The sequence below is a fragment of the Hyalangium ruber genome, from assembly GCF_034259325.1.
GTDB lineage: Bacteria > Myxococcota > Myxococcia > Myxococcales > Myxococcaceae > Hyalangium_A > Hyalangium_A rubrum.
Genome location: NZ_JAXIVS010000007.1, coordinates 533,280 through 551,975 on the forward strand (window position 1 = coordinate 533,280; position 18,696 = coordinate 551,975).

Here is an 18,696-nt window from a genome sequence, read left to right on the forward strand (position 1 = left end):
CCAGCGGGAGCTACATTTGAAACGCCCACGGGTGCGCCGGGGCTCAACGCCCCGTTGCTTCGGGCACGAAGAGCTTGTCGGGAATGGAGGCGCGGGAGTCCGACTTGATGGCGGTGAAGCGCAGCACCCGCTCGCCGCCGCGCCAGACTTCCAGGCTCCGAGGCATGCCTTCCCCCGTCGCCGGCGAGGCGTAGTCGATGAAGCGCACGTCCCACGCCGTCCCCGCCTTGTCCGTCCAGCGCACCCGCGCCGGGCGGAAGTCGTCCTTGTATACCCAGAACTGGGGTTTAGCCTCATCGGGCTCGCCGAGAACGTACGCCACCTCACCGCCAAAGCGCGCCAGGCTCGTGGTCCGGGTGGCGATTCCCAGGCTTTGCAGGTGCTGCTCCACCAGGTCCCGGGCATCCCCCTCCGAGGTGGAGCGCGTCGCCAGCAACGGGCAGAGCTGGCTCAGGGCCGTGGACAGCGAGGGAATCTCCGTGCCCTCCACGCGCCGGCGCCCGGCCACCTGCACCACCGCGAGCTTGTTGCCGTCGGGCACGGACACGTCGAAGCGGCAGCGCGCCGGCATCTTCATGAGGATGAGGCCGTCGGCGACCAATTCGGAGCGCTCGGTGGCCAGCCCCAGCGCCGCCGAGGCCTCCTTCACCGCCGAGCCGGAGAAGACGTAGGAGCCCTCCACCCGGAGCGAGGACACCTGCGGGGCATCGTCGCGCGAGCCCGTCATCCGGCGGAGGATGGAGCCTCCGGGGAGCACATACGCCCCCGCGGCCATCGAGGTGAGCACTCCCACCAGGACGAGAATCACGGGCGCTGGCTTCGGTGTGGTAGCGGACATGGGCTGGCGAATCTAGTGATGCACCCCCCAGGCATCAAGGCGGACTAGGATGCGCCCTCCCATGTCGCATCGATTGATACTCCTGCTCGCGCTCTGTCTGTCCACCACCGTCCACGCCCAGACCGATATCGAGGATCTGCGCGACATCCACAGCGCGCGGAGCTATGCCATGGGCGGGGCCTACCGCGCCCTGGGCCTGGGCACCGAGGCCGTGCAGGGAAACCCCGCCGCCATCGCCCTGTACCGCATGTACCGGATGGAGCTGCACGGCTCCTGGGACGCCCAGGGCAAGGACACCCTGGGCGGCGTGTCGGTGATGGACGCCAAGACGAGCGCCCTGGCCGCCGGACTGGACTACCACCTGCTGAGCCTGCGCAACGGCGAGGGGCGGGCCACCGCGCACTTCAGCACGCTGGCGCTCGCCTTCCCCATCACCCCCGGGGTGCTCATCGGCTCCTCGGTGCGCTACCTGCGCCTGGGCGGCACCCCTCTGACGCGCGCCAACGCCTCCACCGTGGACGCGGGCCTGCTGCTGCGCTTCTCCGACGCCATCACCGTGGGCTTCTCCGCCCACAACCTCATCGACACCCAGAACCCCGAGCTCAGCCGGTACTTCTCGGCCCACGTGGGCTACCTGTCGGGCATGCTCGTCCTGGCGGCGGACGTGCGCGCCGACTTCCAGACGCGCGAGCAGTCCGTCTTCACCTACAGCGCCGGCCTCGAGTACATCCTCGGGCAGGCCATCCCCATGCGCATCGGCTACACGTATGACGGCTTCAACGAGGCCTCGCAGCTCGGGGTGGGCTTTGGCTTCATGTCGCAGGAGGGCAGCGGCATCGACTTCGGCTACCGGCACGATCTCGGTGGGGAGAAGGGCCGGGTGCTGGCCCTCACCCTGAAGATGCAGGTGGGCTGAGCCTCAGCGGGCGGCGAAGAGCTGAAAGTAGCGCTCGGAGGCGGCGAAGCGCACCAGCTCGATGATCTCGCGCTCCAGCGCGCGCTTGAGCCTGAGCGCCGCGAGCGCCGGCCCCACCGCCCCACAGGCGATGAGCCCCGCGCGGTTGGCCGAGTCCCGCGCCGCGTCCGACAGGGCCGACACGTCGAACTGGCGCGTGGCCGCATCGAACAGGGACGCGGCCCGCTCGATCTGCTTCGGCTGCAGCGTCTCGTACACCACGAGGGCCTCGGGGCTGGAGGCCGGGCCCGCCTTCAGCACCCCGGAGATCATCGCCAGGCCGCGCAGCACCTGGTCCTTCTTGAGGCTGCGCAGGGCGAGCAGGTCCGGCCCGAGGCAGATCAGCGCCCGCCCGGCGTAGAAGCGCAGCTCGGGAGCCGGCAGCACCTGCTTCACCGCGCCCTTGCCCACCAGCACCCGGGGCGTCTCCGTGTGGACCAGGGAGAACGGGGGCCCGTTGTCCTCGGCGAGCACCACCTGCGGAGCCTGGATGCCGAGCAGCCGCTGCGTGGTCTCCAGGGCATCGAGGGTCGCGGGCGCTCCGACGCCCAGGTCCGGGCGGAACGCCTCCTTGGAGCCGGCGGCGCGCCCATACGCGGGGAAGAGGCGGCAGAGCGCCATGCCCACGCACGCGAGCAGCTCTCCGGGCGGCGTGCGCAAGAGCGGGTGGCGCAGCCCGGAGCGATCGTCCGCGGAGAGCGGCTTGCGCGGCAGGTGCGAGGCGGGCGTCTCCTTGCCCTCGAGCGCGTCGCCGATCTCCCGCATCAGCGTGGCGCGCGCCACGTCTCCCCGCTCCTCGAAGTAGTTGGCGATCTGGTAGTAGAGCCGCGAGTCGAGGGGGTGCTCGCGCACCTGCTGGAAGACCGCGGGCTCGGCGCCGGCCTGCTCCGGAGGCGGAACCCGGGCGGAGGTGGTGTCCCCGCGCCCTCGGGCGAGCCGGCGTACGGGCTCCATCCGCCCAGGAGGCGCCTCCCAGGAGATGAAGGCCGTGTTCTGCACCGGCGTGTTGCCGTACGCGGGCTGCTGCTGCCCCTCGGGCTCGCGGGGAGAGACCTGCTCGAAGGGCGACTCCGGAGCCGTCGGACGCTTGGCGACCGGCACCTGCACGGCGGCCCGCTTGGCGGTTCCTCCTCCTCCGGCTCCGGCGGGAGGCGCCGCCGGGCGAGCGCCCGAGGCGGTGGAGGTCGTCACCGCGCTCCGTGCCCCGGTCGCTTCCCGAGGCGGAGGCGGATTCGCCGCGGCCTTGATGCCAGGAGAGGTGTCCTCGTAGCGAACAGGAGGAACAGGAGCCTTCGGCGCGGGCGCGGGCGCGGGGGGCGGGGCGGGAGCGTCGCCCTTTCGCCGCACGTTCCAGATCGACAGGGACGGACTGGTGTGGCCGGAATCGCTGAGGAGATCATCGAGCTCGCGGGAAGCATCCAGCGACGGCTCGGGGAGGCTCGGCTTCTTGCGGGTGTCCTTGGCGGGGGCGGCCTTGGAAGGGGCGGGGGCGGGGGCGGCCGGCTCGCCGGGCGGAACGAAGCCCTCCGGGGCCTCGGTGGCCGTGGGCTCCTCTTCCCCGAAGGGCATCCGCCCTCCAGGGAAGTTCGCCATGGAGAACTCGATGGTCGGCCGGGCGGCGTCATCCGGCGGAACGGCCACGGGAGCGTGCGTGTCGGTGGCCGGCTCGTCGTCCGGCGGGGGGAAGGCCTGCCCCGAGGGCGTCAGCTCCACGTTCCCTGGCGGAGGAATGAGCACCTGGGTGCGCGGGGCGCTCGGCTCGCGCTGAGGCCTGGCGGTCCGAGGGGGCTCGGGGATGGGAGGCGCGCTCGGCTCGGCCAGCGCCCGCCGCAGGTTCTCGGCGCGCCGGGCGTACACCTCCGCGCGCGCGGGATCCTTGAGGACCTCTCGACAGAAGGTGGCGAGCCGGGCCCAGGTGCGCTGCCGCTCCTCCTCGTCTTCCGTCGCGGTGGCGGCGTGCTCGAGCGCCCACGCCGCCTCGCCAATCTGCCCGCGCGTGGTGAGGCGGTCGGCCAGCAGCAACCACGCCTCCTTGTGGCCGGGTTCGAAGCGCACCGCCTGCCGCAGCTCGGTCAGCGCGCCGTCCGCGTCACCGGCGGCCTCCAGCGTGGACACCAGCTCCAGCCGGGCCTTGCGCGCGGCGAGTCCGCGAGGCTCCCGGGCGAGTTGCTCCCGCAGGGACTGGCTGAGCGTGGCCTTGTCACCAATCACCCGCGCGAGCGCCAGCAGCCGCTCCCGTGCCTCGGGATCCGCCGGGTCCTCGGCGAGGACCTCCGTCCAGGCCCACTGGCCCAGCCGCGCGTCCTTCAGCAGCTCGTCGGCGGCGGACGCGAGCGCCCGGAGCGCCTCGAGCCTGTCGGGCGAGCGGCGGGGCGCCACGGCGATCGCACCGCGCAGGCGCAGGGCGATGGTGGGGCGCTCCACGTCGGAGACACAGCGCACCAACCCCGCGAGCACCAGGAGCAGGCCCGGGGTGAGTGCCTCCGCCGTCTCGAAGTCCGTCTTGGCCTGGGCGCGTTCTCCGGCCGAGAGCGAGAGCTCGGCGCGCGTGAGGTAGGCATCGGCCCGGGCCCTGGGAGTGCGTGCGCCCTGCACAGCCTCGTCGAGCGCCCGCCGCACCAGGGAGGGGTTCCCCCGCAGGGACAACAGGCGCACCTGCTCCTTCAGCGCGGCGCGGTCGCCCGTCAGCGCGACGATCTCTCCATACATGCGCGCGGCGCCCGCGGGATCATTCAGCTCGTCCTCCATCACCTCCGCGAGCTGGGTGAGCACCTCCGCGCGAGCCGCCGGGCCCTTCGCCCGCTCGGCGCGCGCCAGATAGAACTGCGCCAGCTCGCGCCAGGCCTTGCGCGCGATGAGCTGAGCCTCCTGGCGCTGCAGGGCCGCGGGGTCATCCCGTTCCTCGGCGGGGGGAGCCACGGGCGCGGCGGGCTCGGCACGGGTCGCCGGGAGCTCCTCGTCTTCCGTGAAGGCGACGGGCGGCGCGCTGCGCTCGGCCTCGTCGGGAATCTCCAACAGCTCGGTGAGCGGCCCGGCCTCGGCGGCGTCCAGCTCGGAGTCCATCTCCACGTCCTCGGGCGCGGAGAAGTCCTCATCGTCATCGCGGGGAGGCGCCACGGCGCTCGCCTCGGGAGGCGCGTCGGCGGTGGTGCGCTCGTCCGAGGAATCCGCGCCGGCCAGCGACAGGCCCGGAGGGGCGCTCGCCTTCAATGCGGGCGGAGCGATGACCACGGGCGAGGCCACGGAGAGCGGCGCGGACTTCTCGGCGACGGGGCTGGGCGGGGGCGCGGGCGGCGCATCCAGGACCACGGCCGGGAGCTCCAGGCTCGTGGGCCGTGCATCCGGCGTGGCGAAGGGAAGCTCCACGCGCGTGGGCCGTGCCTCGGGCGCGACGAGCGGCGGCGGAGGAGGCGGCGGCGAGACCACGGGCACCTGGAGGCTCGTGGGCCGCGCCTCGGGTGGGATGATCGGCACCTCGACTCGGGTCGGGCGCGCCCCGAGCGGGATATAGGTGACCTCGTCCCCGAAGGGGTGAAGGTCCGGCACGGTGGCCACCCCCACCGCTGGGCCCTTGCGCGCGACCAGCGGTCCGGTGCGTTGCGGCTGCGCCGGAGCCACCTCGGCGGCGGGAGCGGGCTGCTCGGGAGGAAGCTCGAGGCGGGCGGGGATCAGCCCCAGCTCCTCCAGCACCTCCCGCGCCTGGGCGTCTCGGCCCAGCCGGGCCGCCGAGGACATGACCACCGAAGCGGCCGCGGTGAGCACGGCCTCCGAGGCGCCCGAGGCATGGAGCACCCGGAGCCCATCCAGCCGCACGCTGAAGGCGCCGACCGCGTCCTCCATCTGCTCCAGGTAGGTGGCGGCCTTGCTGTAGCTCTCGGCCGACCGCGCCAGGTTGCGAAGCTGCTCGGCCTGAACGCGGGCACGCCAGCGGGTGGCCCGGGCCGCGTGCCCGTACTCTCCGCGCTGGAACGCCTCCTGCGACTCGCGCTCCAGGGAGGAGACGAGCGCCTCCCACTTCCCGGAGCGCTCCAGCAGCGCATGGTAGACGCGGCGAGAGCTGTGGTCGTCGGGGAACGCCGCCAGCAGCGACTCCAGGGACTCGAGGGCCCGCGGCAGCTGATCCACCCGGCGCAGCACGCGCGCGAGCTGTCGGTGGACGTCCCGGCGCGCCTTGCCCTCCACCTTCTCCATCGCCGAGCCGAGAATCGTGATGGCGGCGGCCTCGGTGCCCGCCTTGAGGGAGACAGTGACGAGCGCCGCCGCGAGCCGCCGCGTCATCGGCAGCGAGCGACTGGCGCGCACCAGCTCGCCGAAGGCCTTGGGGGCCTGGCGCTCGCGCAGCAGGCGAGCGGCCACCTGGAGGTGCCGCTCCACCAGCCCGTTGGCGGCAAGCGTCTCCTGTCCGGCACCGGAGGGTCCGGGCTCGGTGTCGCTCTTGCCGTTTCTCACGCCACCCATCGCTGGGGCAGTCTACACACGATGGCTCCTCCGGTCGTCACTGTCCTCCTTCCTGCCCGAAACGCCGAGGCCACCGTGGCCCGGGCCGTGGAAAGCCTGCTCGAAGGCACCCTGAGCGACCTTCGGGTCCTTGCCGTGGACGATGGCTCCACGGATGGCACCCGGGGGGTGCTCCAGGGCCTGGCCGCGCGAGACGCCCGGGTGGAGGTGCTGGACGGCGGCGGCCAGGGGTTGGTGGCCGCGCTCCAGCTCGCGCTCCGCCACGCCACATCCCCCTACGTGGCCCGGATGGACGCGGACGACGAGGCCCTCCCGCGCCGGCTGGAGGCCAGCATCCAGGCCCTGGAGGCGGACTCCCACCTGGCGGGGGTGGGTACCCGCATCGAGCTCTTCCGGGAGGACCGGCCGGTGAGCCCCTCGCTCCAGGCCTACGCGGACTGGCTCAACCGCCTCACCACCGTCGAGGCGCTCGTGCGCGAGCGCTTCATCGAGAGCCCCCTGTGCCACCCCTCCGTGTGCCTGCGCCGCGAGGTGCTCCTGGCCACCGGCGGCTGGGAGCACGGCGACTTCCCCGAGGACTACGCCCTGTGGATGAAGCTCCTGCACGCGGGGTATGGGTTGAGGAACCTGCCGGAGGTGCTGCTGCGCTGGCGGGACAGCTCCGGGCGACTCACCCGCACGGACCCGCGCTACGACGTGAAGCGCTTCACCTGGGTGAAGGCCCGCTACCTGGCGTGTGGCCCCCTGGCGGGCGGCCGGCCCTGCACGGTGTGGGGCGCGGGCCCCAGCGGCCTGGCGCTCACCCGCTTCCTGCGCGAGGAGGGCGCCACGGTGGAGCGGCTCGTGGACGTCCACCCGCGCAAGGTGGGCACCCGCATCCATGACATTCCAGTGGTGTCCCCGGAGGTGCTGGGCCCTCCAGGCCAGGGGCTGCTGGTGGTCTGCGTGGGCGTGCGCTGGGCCCGGGAGGAGATCCGCGCGGACCTCACCGCCCGCGGCTGGGTGGAGGGCGTGGACTACCTGTGCGCGGCGTGACGGGGGAGATGGGGCCTTCGGGTACGGCGAGGTGTACCTGGGTGAAGAAGCGCCGGAGGTCCTCGGGCACGGGCGCTTCGATGCGCAGGGGCTGGCCGGTGCGCGGGTGCGCCAGCTCCAGGGCCTGCGCGTGCAACAGGCAGCGGGGCGCGGGGAGTCCTCCCACTTGAGGCAAGCCCCCATAGCGCGCATCGCCGAGGATGGGTGAGCCGAGCGCCGTAAGGTGCGCGCGAAGCTGGTGCGTGCGCCCCGTGTGCGGCAACAACTCCACGAGGCAGAAGTCCTCGCCCGCGTACAGGGTGCGAAAGTCGGTGAGCGCGGGCACGCCGTTGGCGGCGCGGCTCGCGCGCCAGCGCCCAGGCCGGGAGGGGTCCTTCGACAGGGGCAGATCCACCGTACCGGAAGGAGGAAGCCCCGGCGCCGTGGCCGCCACGTAGCGCTTGCGCGCATGGCCCTCGCGGAACTCCGCCGCCAGCGCCGTGGTGGCCGGGGGCGTCTTGCCGAAGACCGTGACGCCCGAGGTCTCCCGGTCCAGCCGATGCACGAGCCCCGCGGGCCCGCCGAGCCGCGCGCTCACCAGGTCCACCAGGCTGTCGCCCACCCGCCCTTCCGTGGGCTGCGCCGTGACTCCCGCCGGCTTGTCCACGGCGATGAGCGCCTCATCCTCGAAGAGGATGCTCAGCGGGGGAGGCGCGGGAGGAGCCTCCAGCGAGCTGCGGCCGCCTTCTTCCAGCACCACCGAGACCACCTGCCCCGCACCCAGGCGCACTCCCGCGTCCCGGCAGCGTCGGCCCGCGAGGTACACGGCGCCCGCGTCCACCAGCCGGCGCGCCTCCTCCACCGGAGTGCCCAGCTCCCGCGCCAGCGCCTCGGTGAGCGGGCGGCCCACGTGGTCGCCCTCGGCTCGGAACGTCCGGCGCTTCACGGGTGGGCCTCCGCCGGGAGGCCCCAGGTCTCGGCCCCAGGTGTCATGCGCTGACACTCTATGCCCGGCTTCCCCTTCCCTGTCGCTGGCTTCCTGTTAGCTTGCCGCGCTCCATGGACCGTCCCGTGTACTCCGTTCGCGCGAGGCTGGACGACTTCCTCGCCGAGCTGGCCACGCTCCACTACCGCCACGGCGCGGGCCTGTCGTCCGAGCTCCCTGTCGCCTCGCTCCACGCCTCCTTCCCCGAGCTGTCCGCTCCGGACACCTTCGCCGCCGCCACCGAGGCGCTGGAGAAGGCGCGCTCCAAGACGGACGACCCGCTCGCCGCCCGCCGCCTCCAGCTCCTACGCGAGCTCATCGCCGGGCAGGTGGAAGAGGGCCTCGCCGCCCGCGACGCCGAGGCCGTGGCGAAGCTGGAGGCCCAGGCCCGGCTGCCCGTGGACGACCAGACCCTCTCCTTCGGCGAGGCGCTCGCCCAGATTCCCCGAGAGACCCAGCGCGGCCGGCGCACCGTGCTGGAGCGCGCCGTGGGCAACTTCCTCTGGGGCGAGCGCGGCCGCTATGGCGCGCGGCGCGAGGCGGCCCTGCGCACCGCCGAGCGGCTGGGAGCCCGCGACTACCCCACCCTGCGCGAGGACGTCTCCGGCATTCCCGTGGGCAAGCTCCTCGAGGCGGCCCAGGAGACCCTGCGGCGCACCGAGGACGCGTACCGCGACGTGCTCGGCTACGTGCTGCGCAAGGTGGAGCCCACCCTGCGCTCCCTGCCCGGCGGAGAAGCGCGGCGGCATGACTTGCAGCACGCGCTCCAGGCCCCGTGGATGGACGGCTTCTTCCGCCGCGAGGACCTGATGCCCGCGGTGACGCGCTGGCTCAACGAGTGGAACCTGCCCCCGGCCGCCGGAGGGCGCATCCGCATCGACGACGAGGCGCGGACCGGCAAGGCGCGGCGCCCCTTCGTCGCCGCCGTGCGCGTGCCCAACGAGGTGCGCCTGGTCCTCCACCCCGAGGCGGGACTGAACGCGCTCGGAGACTTGCTCCACGAGTTCGGCCACGCCCAGCACCTGGCCCACGTGTCGGACACCGCGCCGCTGGAGCTGCGCCGCCTGGGAGATGCCTCGGTCACCGAGGCCTACGCCGCGCTCACCGAGCGGCTCCTGCTCTCACCCGAGTGGCTGCAGCGCTACCTGCGCCTGCCGAGCACCGCCGCGAAGGACACCGTGCGGCTGGCCGCCTTCCAGGCGTTGACGGTGATGCGCCGGCACTGCGCGAAGCTCTCCTACGAGCTGTCCCTCTTCACCCGAGGCCCCTCGGAGGAGCGCGCCGAGGAGTACGCGGCCGGGCAGCGCCACGCGCTCTTCGTCGAGCCGCACCCGGGCTTCTTCCTCTTCGACGTGGATCCGCAGCTCTACTCGGCGCGCTACCTTCGAGCGTGGGCGCTGGAGACGCGCCTCACCGCCCGGCTCATGGAGCGCTTCAACGAGGACTTCTGGCGCAACCCCTCCGCCAGCGCCTGGCTGAAGGGGCTGTTCTCCCGTGGAGGCACCGATGACGCCGAGGCGCTCTCCACGGAAGTCTCTGGCGCGGCGCTCTCCCTGCCCGAGGCGGGTGCGCGCCTCGTGGCGATACTCAACAGGTAGGAGCCGCGTGCCCCGAGGGGCTACTTCTTCTTGCGCAGCGCGCGGACGATCTTCTCCTTCGCCGCGTTGGTGGCGCCCTCGCTGGCGCGGGGCGCGGCCGCCTTGGGCTTGCTGGCCGTCTTCGTCTGCCCGGTGCGCTGGCGCATGGCCTTCATCAGCTGCATCTCGATGACGAGCAGCTCATCGGCCAGCTCCTCGTTGCCCCCCGCGGCACGGGGAAGCGGAGCGCGCGTGCTCGGAGCGCCAGCGCCGTGACGCATCCGCAGCACCTTCTCCTCTTCGGACGTCAGAGTGCGCGCCTTCTCCAGCGCCGTCTTGACCTCTTTCGTCGTCACCGTGCTACTACCAGCCTTGCGCTCCATCTCCGCTCCCCTGAGTGTCGGCATCTGAACACATGAGCATGTCCGATGCGTCTGGGCCGCAACCAGTGGGGATTGTAGAGGACGCAAGAGGTCGGTCAAATTTTCTTCCAACATCCTGATCCGCATCTGTAGCGAGCGAACAGCCGAGCTACAGGTGCAGACCCAGCCCCAGGAAGGCCGAAAGCATCTCCTGGCGCTCCCCCGAAAGGGGGTCCCCCTGGGCCGAGAAGTTCTGGTAGCGGGCCTCGGAGGTGAAGAAGAAACCCCCGCCCAACTCTACCCCCAGTCCGCCGCTGAGTTCCGCCCCCACGAGCAGGCCGGGATGGGTGGCCAGGCCGGAGACCGCCCGCACATGGGGTACGAGTAAGCTGGCCCCCAGGCCCAGGAAGGGGCGGAAGGGCGCGTCCCGGAGCGGGGTGAAGCGCACCGTCATCGGCGTGGCCGTGGTGAGCACCTGGCTGGTGGTGATGTTGCCCCCCACCTCCACGAGCGCATCCGCCCGGCGGTAGGACCAGCCCAGCGCGGCGCTGTAGCCCGCGACGTGGCCCTCGGTGGCGCGGGTGAGCAGGAAGGCCCCCGCCGGCGCCACGGTCACGCCCAGGCTCTGGGAGCTCGCCCACGCGGGAGACGTCATCAACCAGGGCAGCAGGAGCAGGAGCGAAGCGAGGCGGCGCATCCCCGCGCACGGAGCAAGCCCAGGGCCAGGGAAGAAGGCCCGGATTCCAGGCACTTGCGCGCTGGGACGTACACCTGGCTGCACAGCGCTCGGACACCGCCGTCAGAGCAGGCAGCCAGGCAACGCATCAGGTAGGGGGACTCACGAGGTGTACCCTTCCCTACACCGCACTGTCCGTCCTACTCGTCCTCGGGCTCGGGCTGCTCGGAGGGAACGCCCGCATCGGTGGACTTGGAGCGGGGGATGCCGAAGCGGTCGAGGGCGTCGGCGATGCCCTCGGGCTTGTCGGCGTCGGGCAGGAAGTTCTCGGGTGGCTTGAGCTGGGGGTCCTGGCCAATCTCGGTGAGGGCGGACTCCATGGACATGCGCAGCTCGGCGGCCTCGGGCGTCTTCTCCGCGGGCACCACCAGCCGGCCGTCCAGGCGCGTCTTGAGGACGACGGAGGTCTCCGCGTCCACCAGCACCTGGCCCTCCAGGCTCTGGGGCACCCGGTGCTCGAAGAAGGCCAGGCGGCGGCGGGTGGTCTCGTCCTGGTTGCCCTTGGGCTGCAGCAGCGCGGGCAGGGGGCGGGGGGTGCCGACCTCCGCCTTCGGGCCGAGCTTCACCTCGTACTTCCACGCGGTGCGGCCCTCGTAGGTCTCCGTGCCCTGGGGCACCAGCTGCATGCGCCCCTGGAAGAGGGCGTCCACGTCACGCAGGGCGCCGGTGAGCTCCGAGCGGGTGCGCTCGCCCATGCCGCGGTCACGGAGGCGCTGGCGGAAGGGGCCGAAGCGGTTGCGGGCGTACACCTTGCCCTCCACGCGCAGCACCTCGAGGCCCTGCTCTCGCGTGTTCTCCAAGATGCCGTGGAAGTCGCCGCTCACGCCGCCCGGGCCGGCGCGGAAGGTGCGCGTCTCGGTGAGCTTCACCGGCGGGGCGTCCTTGTTGGTCCACTCGTAGTTGACGGTGGCCTTGTAGGTATGGGGCCCCAGGCGCTCGGTCACCTCGGAGGCGTCCATGCCCAGGATGCGGCGGGCGACTTGCGGGTTGTCGGCCACGTCCTCGGGCGGCAGCTTCTCGGCGGCCGAGGCCACCACCTTGGGTGGGTCCTCGGGCGAGAAGATGCGGACCTTGGCCGCCTTGTCGACCGGATCGGTACAGGCCGCGGCGGTGAGCGCCAGGGCGGCGATGAGTGTGGACCTCTTGAAACGCCTCACAGATCCTCCGGCAAACGGGCAGCGCAAGTTATGTGGGCTGTACAGAGGCGGCAAGCGCCCCTTGCGCTCCGCTGTGCAAGGGATAGAACGCCCGACACATCATGCAGAACCTGCGCGACAAATTCCTGAAAGCAGGCCTCGTATCCGAGGATCAGGCCAAAAAGGCAGAGACGAGCGCTCCGGCCCCCCGCCGCTCGCCCTCTCCCCAATCGCAGCGTACCGAGGGCGGTGCGCCCCAGCGGGACGAGCGTCCCCCGCGTCGGGATGACCGTCCCCCGCGCCGGGATGACCGCCCGCCGCGTCGGGATGACCGCCCGCAGGCCCGGGATGACCGAGGCCCTCGGAGGGACGGAGGTCGCCCGCCGCACGGCCGACCGGCTCCTGCCGCCGCGGCCGCGGAGCGCCCGATTCCCAAGCTTCCGCCGATGCCGGGCTCGAAGGAGTACCAGCGCATCGAGTCGAAGAAGCAGGTGGAGTTGGACCGGGCGCTGCGCGAGCTGGTGCTCGGCGGCCAGGTGCCTACCGAGCCGGGAGAGACGGCGTTCTACTTCATGACGCGCAAGGGCAAGCTGCGCCGGTTGGAGCTAAGCCCGAACCAGGCGAAGCAGCTGGAAGACGGCGTCCTGGGCGTGGTGGAGAGACCGGAGCCGGCGCAGATCGAGCACTCGCTGGTGCCGGCGGCGACGGCGGAGCAGATGTTCGCGCTCTCGAAGAAGGCGGTGCGCTTCCTCAACCGCAAGGAGAGCCCCATCGGCTTCATGAGCGATGACGACGTGAAGGCCCAGCAAGAGGCGGAAGCCTCGGGCACGGCGCCGGAGATCGCGGACGAGCCCAAGACCGATGAGCCCGCTACCGAGGCCGAGGCCGCCGTACCGACCGAGGGCGGCACGCCCGAGGCTGGAAGCTCCGAGCCCCAGGCGCAGTAGCTTCTCTGAAAGGCGCCGCGCCCTCTGCCATGCAGAGGGCGCACGCCCCTGCCCCCGTCAGGTAGCGTGCGTGCCATGGGGCTCTACGCGACGGTAACCGCCGAAGTGACGTGTCCACGCTGCGGCGCAGCATCGCCCGGCGAGTGGCAGTTCCACTTCGGGGGCGTCGGCGACCTTCCTATCTATCGCGTGGGAGACCTCATCCGCTGGGATGAAATCCAGCGGAGCAATCAATGCTTCGGCTCTCCCGACATGGCTGCGGTCGTGGCGATCGGCTACCTCGCGGACGATATGTGGTGCGCCAGCTGCAAGCATCCCCACGCACTGGTCAACGTGCTGATTCGGGCCGGTCGCATTGAGCAGGTCACCTTCCGCTCGTTCGAGCCCTGGGTGCCAGAAACGCTCATCGTCGGCCCTGCGCTCAGTTGAACGCGTCGATGCCGGTGATGGCCTTGCCCAACACCAGCGTATGTACCTCGTGGGTGCCCTCGTACGTGAACACGCTCTCCAGGTTGAGCATGTGCCGCACTGGCGGGTACGCGTCCGTGATTCCGTTCGCGCCGTAGATGCTCCGGGCCACCCGCGCGATGTCCAACGCGGCCTTCACGTTGTTGCGCTTGGCCAAGCTCACCATCACCGGCGTCACCTTCCCCTCGTCCTTCAACCGCATCAGCCGCAAGCCCAGGAGCTGTGCTTTGACGATCTCCTGGAGCATGTCCGCCAGCTTCTCCTGCGTGAGCTGGTAGCCCGCCACCGGCTTGCCGCCAAACTGCGCGCGCGACATCGAGTACTCCCGCGCTCCCTCGAAGCAGGCGATGGCCGCTCCTGTCACCGCGAAGGCGATGCCCAGCCGCGCGTTGTTCAGGCACGACAGCGGCCCCTTGAGCCCCATCACCTTCGGCAGCACGTTGCGCTCCGGCACCCGCACGTCCTGGAAGGACAGCTCGCTCGTCACCGAGGCCCTCAGGGAAAACTTGCCTGGGATTTCCTTCGCGCTGAAACCCGGCATGCCCTTCTCCACCAGGAAGCCTCGCACCGACTCGGCGCCCCCCTCCTCCGTCTTCGCCCACACCACCGCCACGTCCGCGATGGCGCCGTTCGTAATCCACGCCTTCGTGCCGTTGAGCACCCAGCTGTCGCCGTCCTTGCGCGCCCGCGTGCGCATGCCTCCCGGGTTGGAGCCGAAATCCGGCTCCGTCAGGCCGAAGCACCCGATGATGTGGCCCCGCGCCATGCCCGGCAGGAAGCGCTCCTTCTGCTCCTCACTGCCGTAGGCGTGGATGGGGAACATGCACAGCGAGCCCTGCACCGACGCGAACGAGCGCAGCCCCGAGTCCCCGCGCTCCAGTTCCTGCAGGATGAGGCCATAGCTCACGGTGTTCATCCCCGCGCAGCCGTAGCCCTGCAGGTTCGCGCCCAGCACGCCCAGCTCCGCTAGCCCGGGGATGAGGTGCGCGGGGAACGTGCCGTCTCGGAAATGCTGGCCGATGATGGGCAACACCTCCTTGTCCACGAAGCGCGCCACCGTGTCGCGCGCGGCCTTCTCCTCGTCCGTCAGCAGATCCTCGATGAGGAGCAGATCAGTCACTTCCGCGCGGGGCATGGCTCTTCCTCGGAGCTGGGAGGTGCGCGGCTTGTAACCCTCGCTCCCGGGGCCGTCAAACCCCGCTATCTTCTGGCGCCATGACGACTCCCAGGAAGACGGCGGTGGTGACCGGGGCCAGCCGCGGCATTGGCCGCGCGGTGGCGCTGGCCTTCATTCGAGAGGGCTATGACGTATGGGCCCTGGCCCGCTCGGCGGAGGCCCTGGACGGGCTGCGCAAGGAAGCCGGCGAGGCCCTGCGCCCACTCGCCGTGGACGTGGCCGACGAGGCAGCGGTGCTCACCGCCTGCCGCACGGTGCTCCAAGCTGGCACGCCGCAGGTGCTGGTGAACAACGCCGGCATCAGCCTCTCCGCACCGCTCACGAAGACCCGCACCGAGGACCTGCAGCGCGTGCTGGCGGTGAACGTGACGGCGCCCTTCATCTTCTGCCGCGAGCTCGTCCCCGCCATGGCGGCGGCGGGCGGCGGGCGCGTCATCAACATCGGCTCCATCACGGCGACGCGTGGGGCCCGCTACACCTCCGCCTACTGCGCCTCGAAGCACGCACTGCTGGGCATGACGCGGGCGCTGGCCATCGAGTACGCACGCAAGGCCGTGACGGTGAACCAGATCAACCCAGGCTGGGTCGAGACGGACATGTTCAGCTCGGCCGTAGGCGCCGTCACGCAGGCCACCGGCCGCTCCGCGGGCCAGGCCCGCGAGGCCCTCGCCTCCATGAACGCCATGGGCCGCATCATCCAGCCCGAGGAGGTGGCCGCCATGTGTCTCTTCCTCGCCTCGGATGCCGCGGCGAGCATCACCGGCGCCGCCTACGCCATCGACGGCGGCGAGCCCGGATAGAGCCTGCCCGCACGCCACGGACGCCAGCGCTACGACCGCCGTACGTTGTCTCGGACAGTGGCGGTGCCCAGCCTCCCCCATCTGCTTTCCGGGAGGTACACGTGAGGTGGTCGTGGCGTGTGGTGGTGGCGGCGTGCGCCCTCGGGGGCTGTATGCCAGAGAACGAGTCTCCTGATTCCCTGACACTCCCTGGCGCCAACGCGCCCGCACCGACGGGCCGCCTCGAGGTGGAGCCCGGCGCGGTGACCTTTCCCCGTGCCGTCGTCGGTCAGGTGGCCGTGGCGACCCTCCGCGTACACAACGGGGGAGACACCCTCTCGCGGGTGGCGCTCACCATCCCCTCGCCCTTCACCGTGAGCGTCGCGGAGATGAACCTCCCTCCCGACGCGGAGCACACCGTGGAGCTGCGCCTGCAGCCCACCACTCCCGGCCTCACCGGCGCCGTGCTCACGGTGAAGGCGGATGCGCGGACGATGGAGCTTCCCGTCATGGCCCAGGTAGCGCCCGCTCCCACCGGTCCGTGAGGAGTAGGACATCATCACTCCCGGGCCGCCATGCCCGGGGCGAGCGCTATTGCCGCTCCCAGCGGGTTCTGTCACCCTTCCAGCCCTCCCACGTCTCGCGGATTCGCGACACCGACAGGCTGCCTTGATGAAGCTCTACGCCCTCATCCTGGTCCCCACGACCCTGGCGCTCGCGGGGCACGCTTCTCCCCCGTCCACCACCAACGCCCCCGCTGCCTCGGACATGGCGCGCTTCATGGAGAAGGACCTCAACCCGGCCTTCACCGACGTGAGCTACCAGCTCTTCCATGCGCGCAAGCCGGGCGATGAGCCGAGCCCCGAGTTGCTCGCCGCGTTCGAGCGGCTGACCGCGAAGTCCGCCCAGCTGGCGCGCTCCCCTCTGGGCCAGGGCGAGAAGGGCGCCTCGTTCCGCATCCACGCCGTGCAGCTGCAGATCGCCGTGCGCGGCCTGTCCGAGGCCAGCCTCTCCCAGGACGAAGCGCAGATCGGCATGTGGCTGACCCACGTCTCCTCCGTCTGCAACTCGTGCCACGCCGAATACCGTGAATGAGGTGCCCCTCATGAGACTCGCCGTCGCCGCCGTTGCCTGTGTCCTCGGGCTTCCCGCTGCCGCGGGGACCGTGAAGGGCAAGCTCCCCGTCGCCGATGCCCAGGAGGCAGAACGCACCGTCATCTACATCGAGGAGGTGCCCGACAGCAGCTTCACCCCTCCCGCGGCCACCCCGGTGAAGCTGTCCCAGCGCGGCGCCCGCTTCGCGCCCGCTGTGCTGCCGGTGCTCAAGAACACCACCGTGGACCTCACCAATGACGACTGGGTCACCCACAACGTCTTCTCCAAGTCCAAGGTGAAGGCGTTCGACCTGGGGCTCTACGGCAAGGAGCAAGCCAAGGTGGTGAAGTTCGAGCAGACCGGCGCCGTGGAGGTCTTCTGCTCCATCCACCCGCGCATGAATGGCGTCATCCTCGTGCTGCAAAACCCCTTCTTCACCAAGCCCGAGGCCGACGGCAGCTTCACGCTGCAAAACGTGCCCGCCGGGGACTGGAAGGTGCGGGTGTACCGCCCCGGCCTCGACAAGGCCCCCACTCCCGTCAAGGTGCCCGCCAAGGGCAACGTCCAGATCGACCTCTGACGCGCCGACGGTTCCTGTCCCTGCGACGGCGGTCGTGAAGAATCTTCCAGGAGCAAGCCTCGACGGGGCGATCGTGCGTATGCGCTTTAGCGGGCTCGCACAGGCGATTCAGTCTCACTTCAGTGAGACGAAGTCCTTCGTAAATCACACCGATGTTGGGGCGATTCTCGGGTCCGACCTGAAGCCGAAGACCTATGAACTCGGCGAGTGGAACCACTTCAACCCTGACTTCGTGTACCGCTACCGTCCTGTGAAGCCGTCAGTCTCCACCCGCGTCCTAGCCCAAGCGCTGGCCTCGATGACATGCCGCGTGGACGAGTGGGCAAAGCGAAGCGGCTACAGCGAGGACTCCCTGGCCGCAGCCGAGTTCGTGCAACTCATCCTCCAGTGCCCATCTCAAAAACTCGCCTCCCCGTACCTCGCTGCTATAGCTGGCGGTGCTTCCCGAGCCTCTTCTTTCGCAGGTCGCGAGTCATGCCAGCCGACAATGTGACTTTCACCGCGATGGGCGCGCGCAACTTCCTGATGAACTACCCCCTCGTGCGGCTCGGCGCTGGAACGAGCGCTCCGCCGGTGCTGGGGGCCCTGCCCCCTCCTCCCCGCAACAAGGGCAATGCGGCTCAGGGGCAGGGGTCGGTCTCGGGGCAGCGCCGCGTGCTCTACGGCACCTTGCAGCATGACACCACCAACCCGGGGCAGCTCACAGCCACCGCCAACGGCCAGCCCGCGGCGCTGCTGATCGGCAGCGCGCCCACCACCCTCCCGCTGTTTCACCTGCCCTACAACAACAACGAGAACCACCGCATCACGCTGCTGGACAAGCAGGGCGTGGGCAACGTCCGGTTCTTCATCACCGAGCTGGTGGATGGGTGCTCCGTCTACGTCGAGGGCACGCCTCACCTGCCGACCGTCTACCACATCAACGCGATCTCCAGCCGGGTCAATCACTTTCCCAAGGGTGTCTCCGAAGATCAGAAGGTCTTCTTCAACTTCCAGCTCAAGTCCCTCGTGATGGACAATCGGTTCAAGACGGACGCCGCCAAGCCCAAGACGGTGGCCAACAACGATCCCACCCTGATTCCGGCACGCAAGGTCGAGAACCAGGACTACATGCTGGAGACGAAGACTCAGCGCGACGCGTTCGAGCAGACCCTGCCGGCGCTCAAAACCGCCAACCGTGCGCCCACGCACGTGCATGGCCAGAGCGTCGACTTCATGGAGGTGCGGAGCACGCAGGGGACTGTCTTCGGGCTCCGCACCCCTGGGGGCATCTGGCGCTTCTACGTGCAGCAGCGCGTGCTCGTCGAATACTTCCACCGGCTCTACGCCGCCCCGGCCACCCCCCTGCAGGCCAAGGTCTGGCAGGGGCTGAGGAAGGTTCAGCCTCAGGGCCCCTCCGCGCCCGTCATCACCCCCGTGTCCCTGGGCATGCAGTGGCTCATTCGCGGAGTGCCCGAGTTCTGGCCCGGCACCACGGTGGGCCGGCAAGTGGCCTGAGCAGCACCAATACCCGCCGCATGCCTCCACAGCCTGAGCAGGCGAAGACGTCAAACGCAAACGTCCTGCGCAGCAGCACGGCCCAATCCAAG

At 70.9% G+C, this 18,696-nt stretch carries 17 protein-coding genes; 10 read left to right on the plus strand and 7 right to left on the minus strand.

What is annotated here, in order from left to right; translation table 11 throughout:
- Nucleotides 1-43 precede the first annotated feature (43 nt).
- The gene (locus SYV04_RS22895) at nucleotides 44-838 is read right to left on the minus strand and encodes a hypothetical protein (protein ID WP_321547977.1); all 795 of its coding nucleotides are present in this window, start codon (nucleotides 836-838) and stop codon (nucleotides 44-46) included.
- Between the two features lie 61 nt (nucleotides 839-899).
- Between SYV04_RS22895 and SYV04_RS22900 the strand changes: the two genes are divergently transcribed.
- Nucleotides 900-1,754 carry a PorV/PorQ family protein gene (locus SYV04_RS22900; RefSeq protein WP_321547978.1) on the plus strand — a complete coding sequence of 285 codons (855 nt, stop codon included), beginning with the start codon at nucleotides 900-902 and terminating at the stop codon, nucleotides 1,752-1,754.
- A gap of 3 nt (nucleotides 1,755-1,757) precedes the next feature.
- On the opposite strand, the gene SYV04_RS22905 is transcribed toward SYV04_RS22900, so the two are convergent.
- Nucleotides 1,758-6,251 carry a tetratricopeptide repeat protein gene (locus SYV04_RS22905; RefSeq protein ID WP_321547979.1) on the minus strand — a complete coding sequence of 1,498 codons (4,494 nt, stop codon included), beginning with the start codon at nucleotides 6,249-6,251 and terminating at the stop codon, nucleotides 1,758-1,760.
- Between the two features lie 21 nt (nucleotides 6,252-6,272).
- Between SYV04_RS22905 and SYV04_RS22910 the strand changes: the two genes are divergently transcribed.
- Nucleotides 6,273-7,286, plus strand: coding sequence for a glycosyltransferase family 2 protein (locus SYV04_RS22910; RefSeq protein WP_321547980.1), 1,014 nt, complete (start codon nucleotides 6,273-6,275; stop codon nucleotides 7,284-7,286).
- Here the strand turns inward: SYV04_RS22910 and SYV04_RS22915 are convergent.
- Entirely contained in the window at nucleotides 7,237-8,211 is a 975-nt protein-coding gene (locus tag SYV04_RS22915; RefSeq protein ID WP_321547981.1) for an RluA family pseudouridine synthase, read from the minus strand. The two genes, SYV04_RS22910 and SYV04_RS22915, sit on opposite strands and share 50 nt — an antisense overlap.
- Nucleotides 8,212-8,324: 113 nt before the next feature.
- Between SYV04_RS22915 and SYV04_RS22920 the strand changes: the two genes are divergently transcribed.
- The gene (locus tag SYV04_RS22920; RefSeq protein WP_321547982.1) at nucleotides 8,325-9,848 is read left to right on the plus strand and encodes a peptidase M3; all 1,524 of its coding nucleotides are present in this window, start codon (nucleotides 8,325-8,327) and stop codon (nucleotides 9,846-9,848) included.
- 20 nt (nucleotides 9,849-9,868) lie between these two features.
- Here the strand turns inward: SYV04_RS22920 and SYV04_RS22925 are convergent, their stop codons facing one another.
- The 3 genes from SYV04_RS22925 to SYV04_RS22935 all read right to left on the minus strand — a co-directional run bounded on the left by SYV04_RS22925 (nucleotide 9,869) and on the right by SYV04_RS22935 (nucleotide 12,082).
- Nucleotides 9,869-10,210 (minus strand): hypothetical protein, encoded by a 342-nt coding sequence (locus SYV04_RS22925; RefSeq protein ID WP_321547983.1) that lies wholly within the window; start codon nucleotides 10,208-10,210, stop codon nucleotides 9,869-9,871.
- Nucleotides 10,211-10,358: 148 nt separating this feature from the next.
- Nucleotides 10,359-10,886 carry a hypothetical protein gene (locus tag SYV04_RS22930; protein ID WP_321547984.1) on the minus strand — a complete coding sequence of 176 codons (528 nt, stop codon included), beginning with the start codon at nucleotides 10,884-10,886 and terminating at the stop codon, nucleotides 10,359-10,361.
- A 179-nt stretch (nucleotides 10,887-11,065) separates the two neighbouring features.
- Nucleotides 11,066-12,082: a hypothetical protein gene (locus SYV04_RS22935; RefSeq protein WP_321547985.1), complete on the minus strand. Its 1,017-nt coding sequence runs from the start codon at nucleotides 12,080-12,082 to the stop codon at nucleotides 11,066-11,068.
- Nucleotides 12,083-12,507: 425 nt separating this feature from the next.
- Here SYV04_RS22935 and SYV04_RS22940 point away from each other — a divergent pair, with 425 nt between their 5' ends.
- Together SYV04_RS22940 and SYV04_RS22945 are read left to right on the plus strand one after the other, a co-directional pair.
- Nucleotides 12,508-13,008, plus strand: a complete 501-nt coding sequence (locus tag SYV04_RS22940) for a DUF2058 family protein (protein WP_321547986.1) — start codon at nucleotides 12,508-12,510, stop codon at nucleotides 13,006-13,008.
- A gap of 75 nt (nucleotides 13,009-13,083) precedes the next feature.
- Complete coding sequence (locus tag SYV04_RS22945) at nucleotides 13,084-13,437, plus strand: hypothetical protein (RefSeq protein ID WP_321547987.1); 354 nt, start codon at nucleotides 13,084-13,086, stop codon at nucleotides 13,435-13,437.
- On the opposite strand, the gene SYV04_RS22950 is transcribed toward SYV04_RS22945, so the two are convergent.
- Entirely contained in the window at nucleotides 13,430-14,611 is a 1,182-nt protein-coding gene (locus tag SYV04_RS22950) for an acyl-CoA dehydrogenase family protein (RefSeq protein WP_321547988.1), read from the minus strand. The two genes, SYV04_RS22945 and SYV04_RS22950, sit on opposite strands and share 8 nt — an antisense overlap.
- Nucleotides 14,612-14,691: 80 nt before the next feature.
- On the opposite strand from SYV04_RS22950, the gene SYV04_RS22955 reads away from it, so the two are divergent.
- The 5 genes from SYV04_RS22955 (at nucleotide 14,692) to SYV04_RS22975 (ending at nucleotide 18,604) form a co-directional block, all read left to right on the plus strand.
- Nucleotides 14,692-15,453, plus strand: coding sequence for an SDR family NAD(P)-dependent oxidoreductase (locus tag SYV04_RS22955; RefSeq protein ID WP_321547989.1), 762 nt, complete (start codon nucleotides 14,692-14,694; stop codon nucleotides 15,451-15,453).
- 101 nt (nucleotides 15,454-15,554) lie between these two features.
- Nucleotides 15,555-15,977 carry a hypothetical protein gene (locus tag SYV04_RS22960; RefSeq protein ID WP_321547990.1) on the plus strand — a complete coding sequence of 141 codons (423 nt, stop codon included), beginning with the start codon at nucleotides 15,555-15,557 and terminating at the stop codon, nucleotides 15,975-15,977.
- Between the two features lie 127 nt (nucleotides 15,978-16,104).
- Nucleotides 16,105-16,527 carry a hypothetical protein gene (locus SYV04_RS22965; protein WP_321547991.1) on the plus strand — a complete coding sequence of 141 codons (423 nt, stop codon included), beginning with the start codon at nucleotides 16,105-16,107 and terminating at the stop codon, nucleotides 16,525-16,527.
- 10 nt (nucleotides 16,528-16,537) lie between these two features.
- Nucleotides 16,538-17,107, plus strand: coding sequence for a hypothetical protein (locus SYV04_RS22970; protein ID WP_321547992.1), 570 nt, complete (start codon nucleotides 16,538-16,540; stop codon nucleotides 17,105-17,107).
- A gap of 474 nt (nucleotides 17,108-17,581) precedes the next feature.
- Complete coding sequence (locus SYV04_RS22975) at nucleotides 17,582-18,604, plus strand: hypothetical protein (protein ID WP_321547993.1); 1,023 nt, start codon at nucleotides 17,582-17,584, stop codon at nucleotides 18,602-18,604.
- The last annotated feature ends 92 nt before the right edge of the window (nucleotides 18,605-18,696 follow it).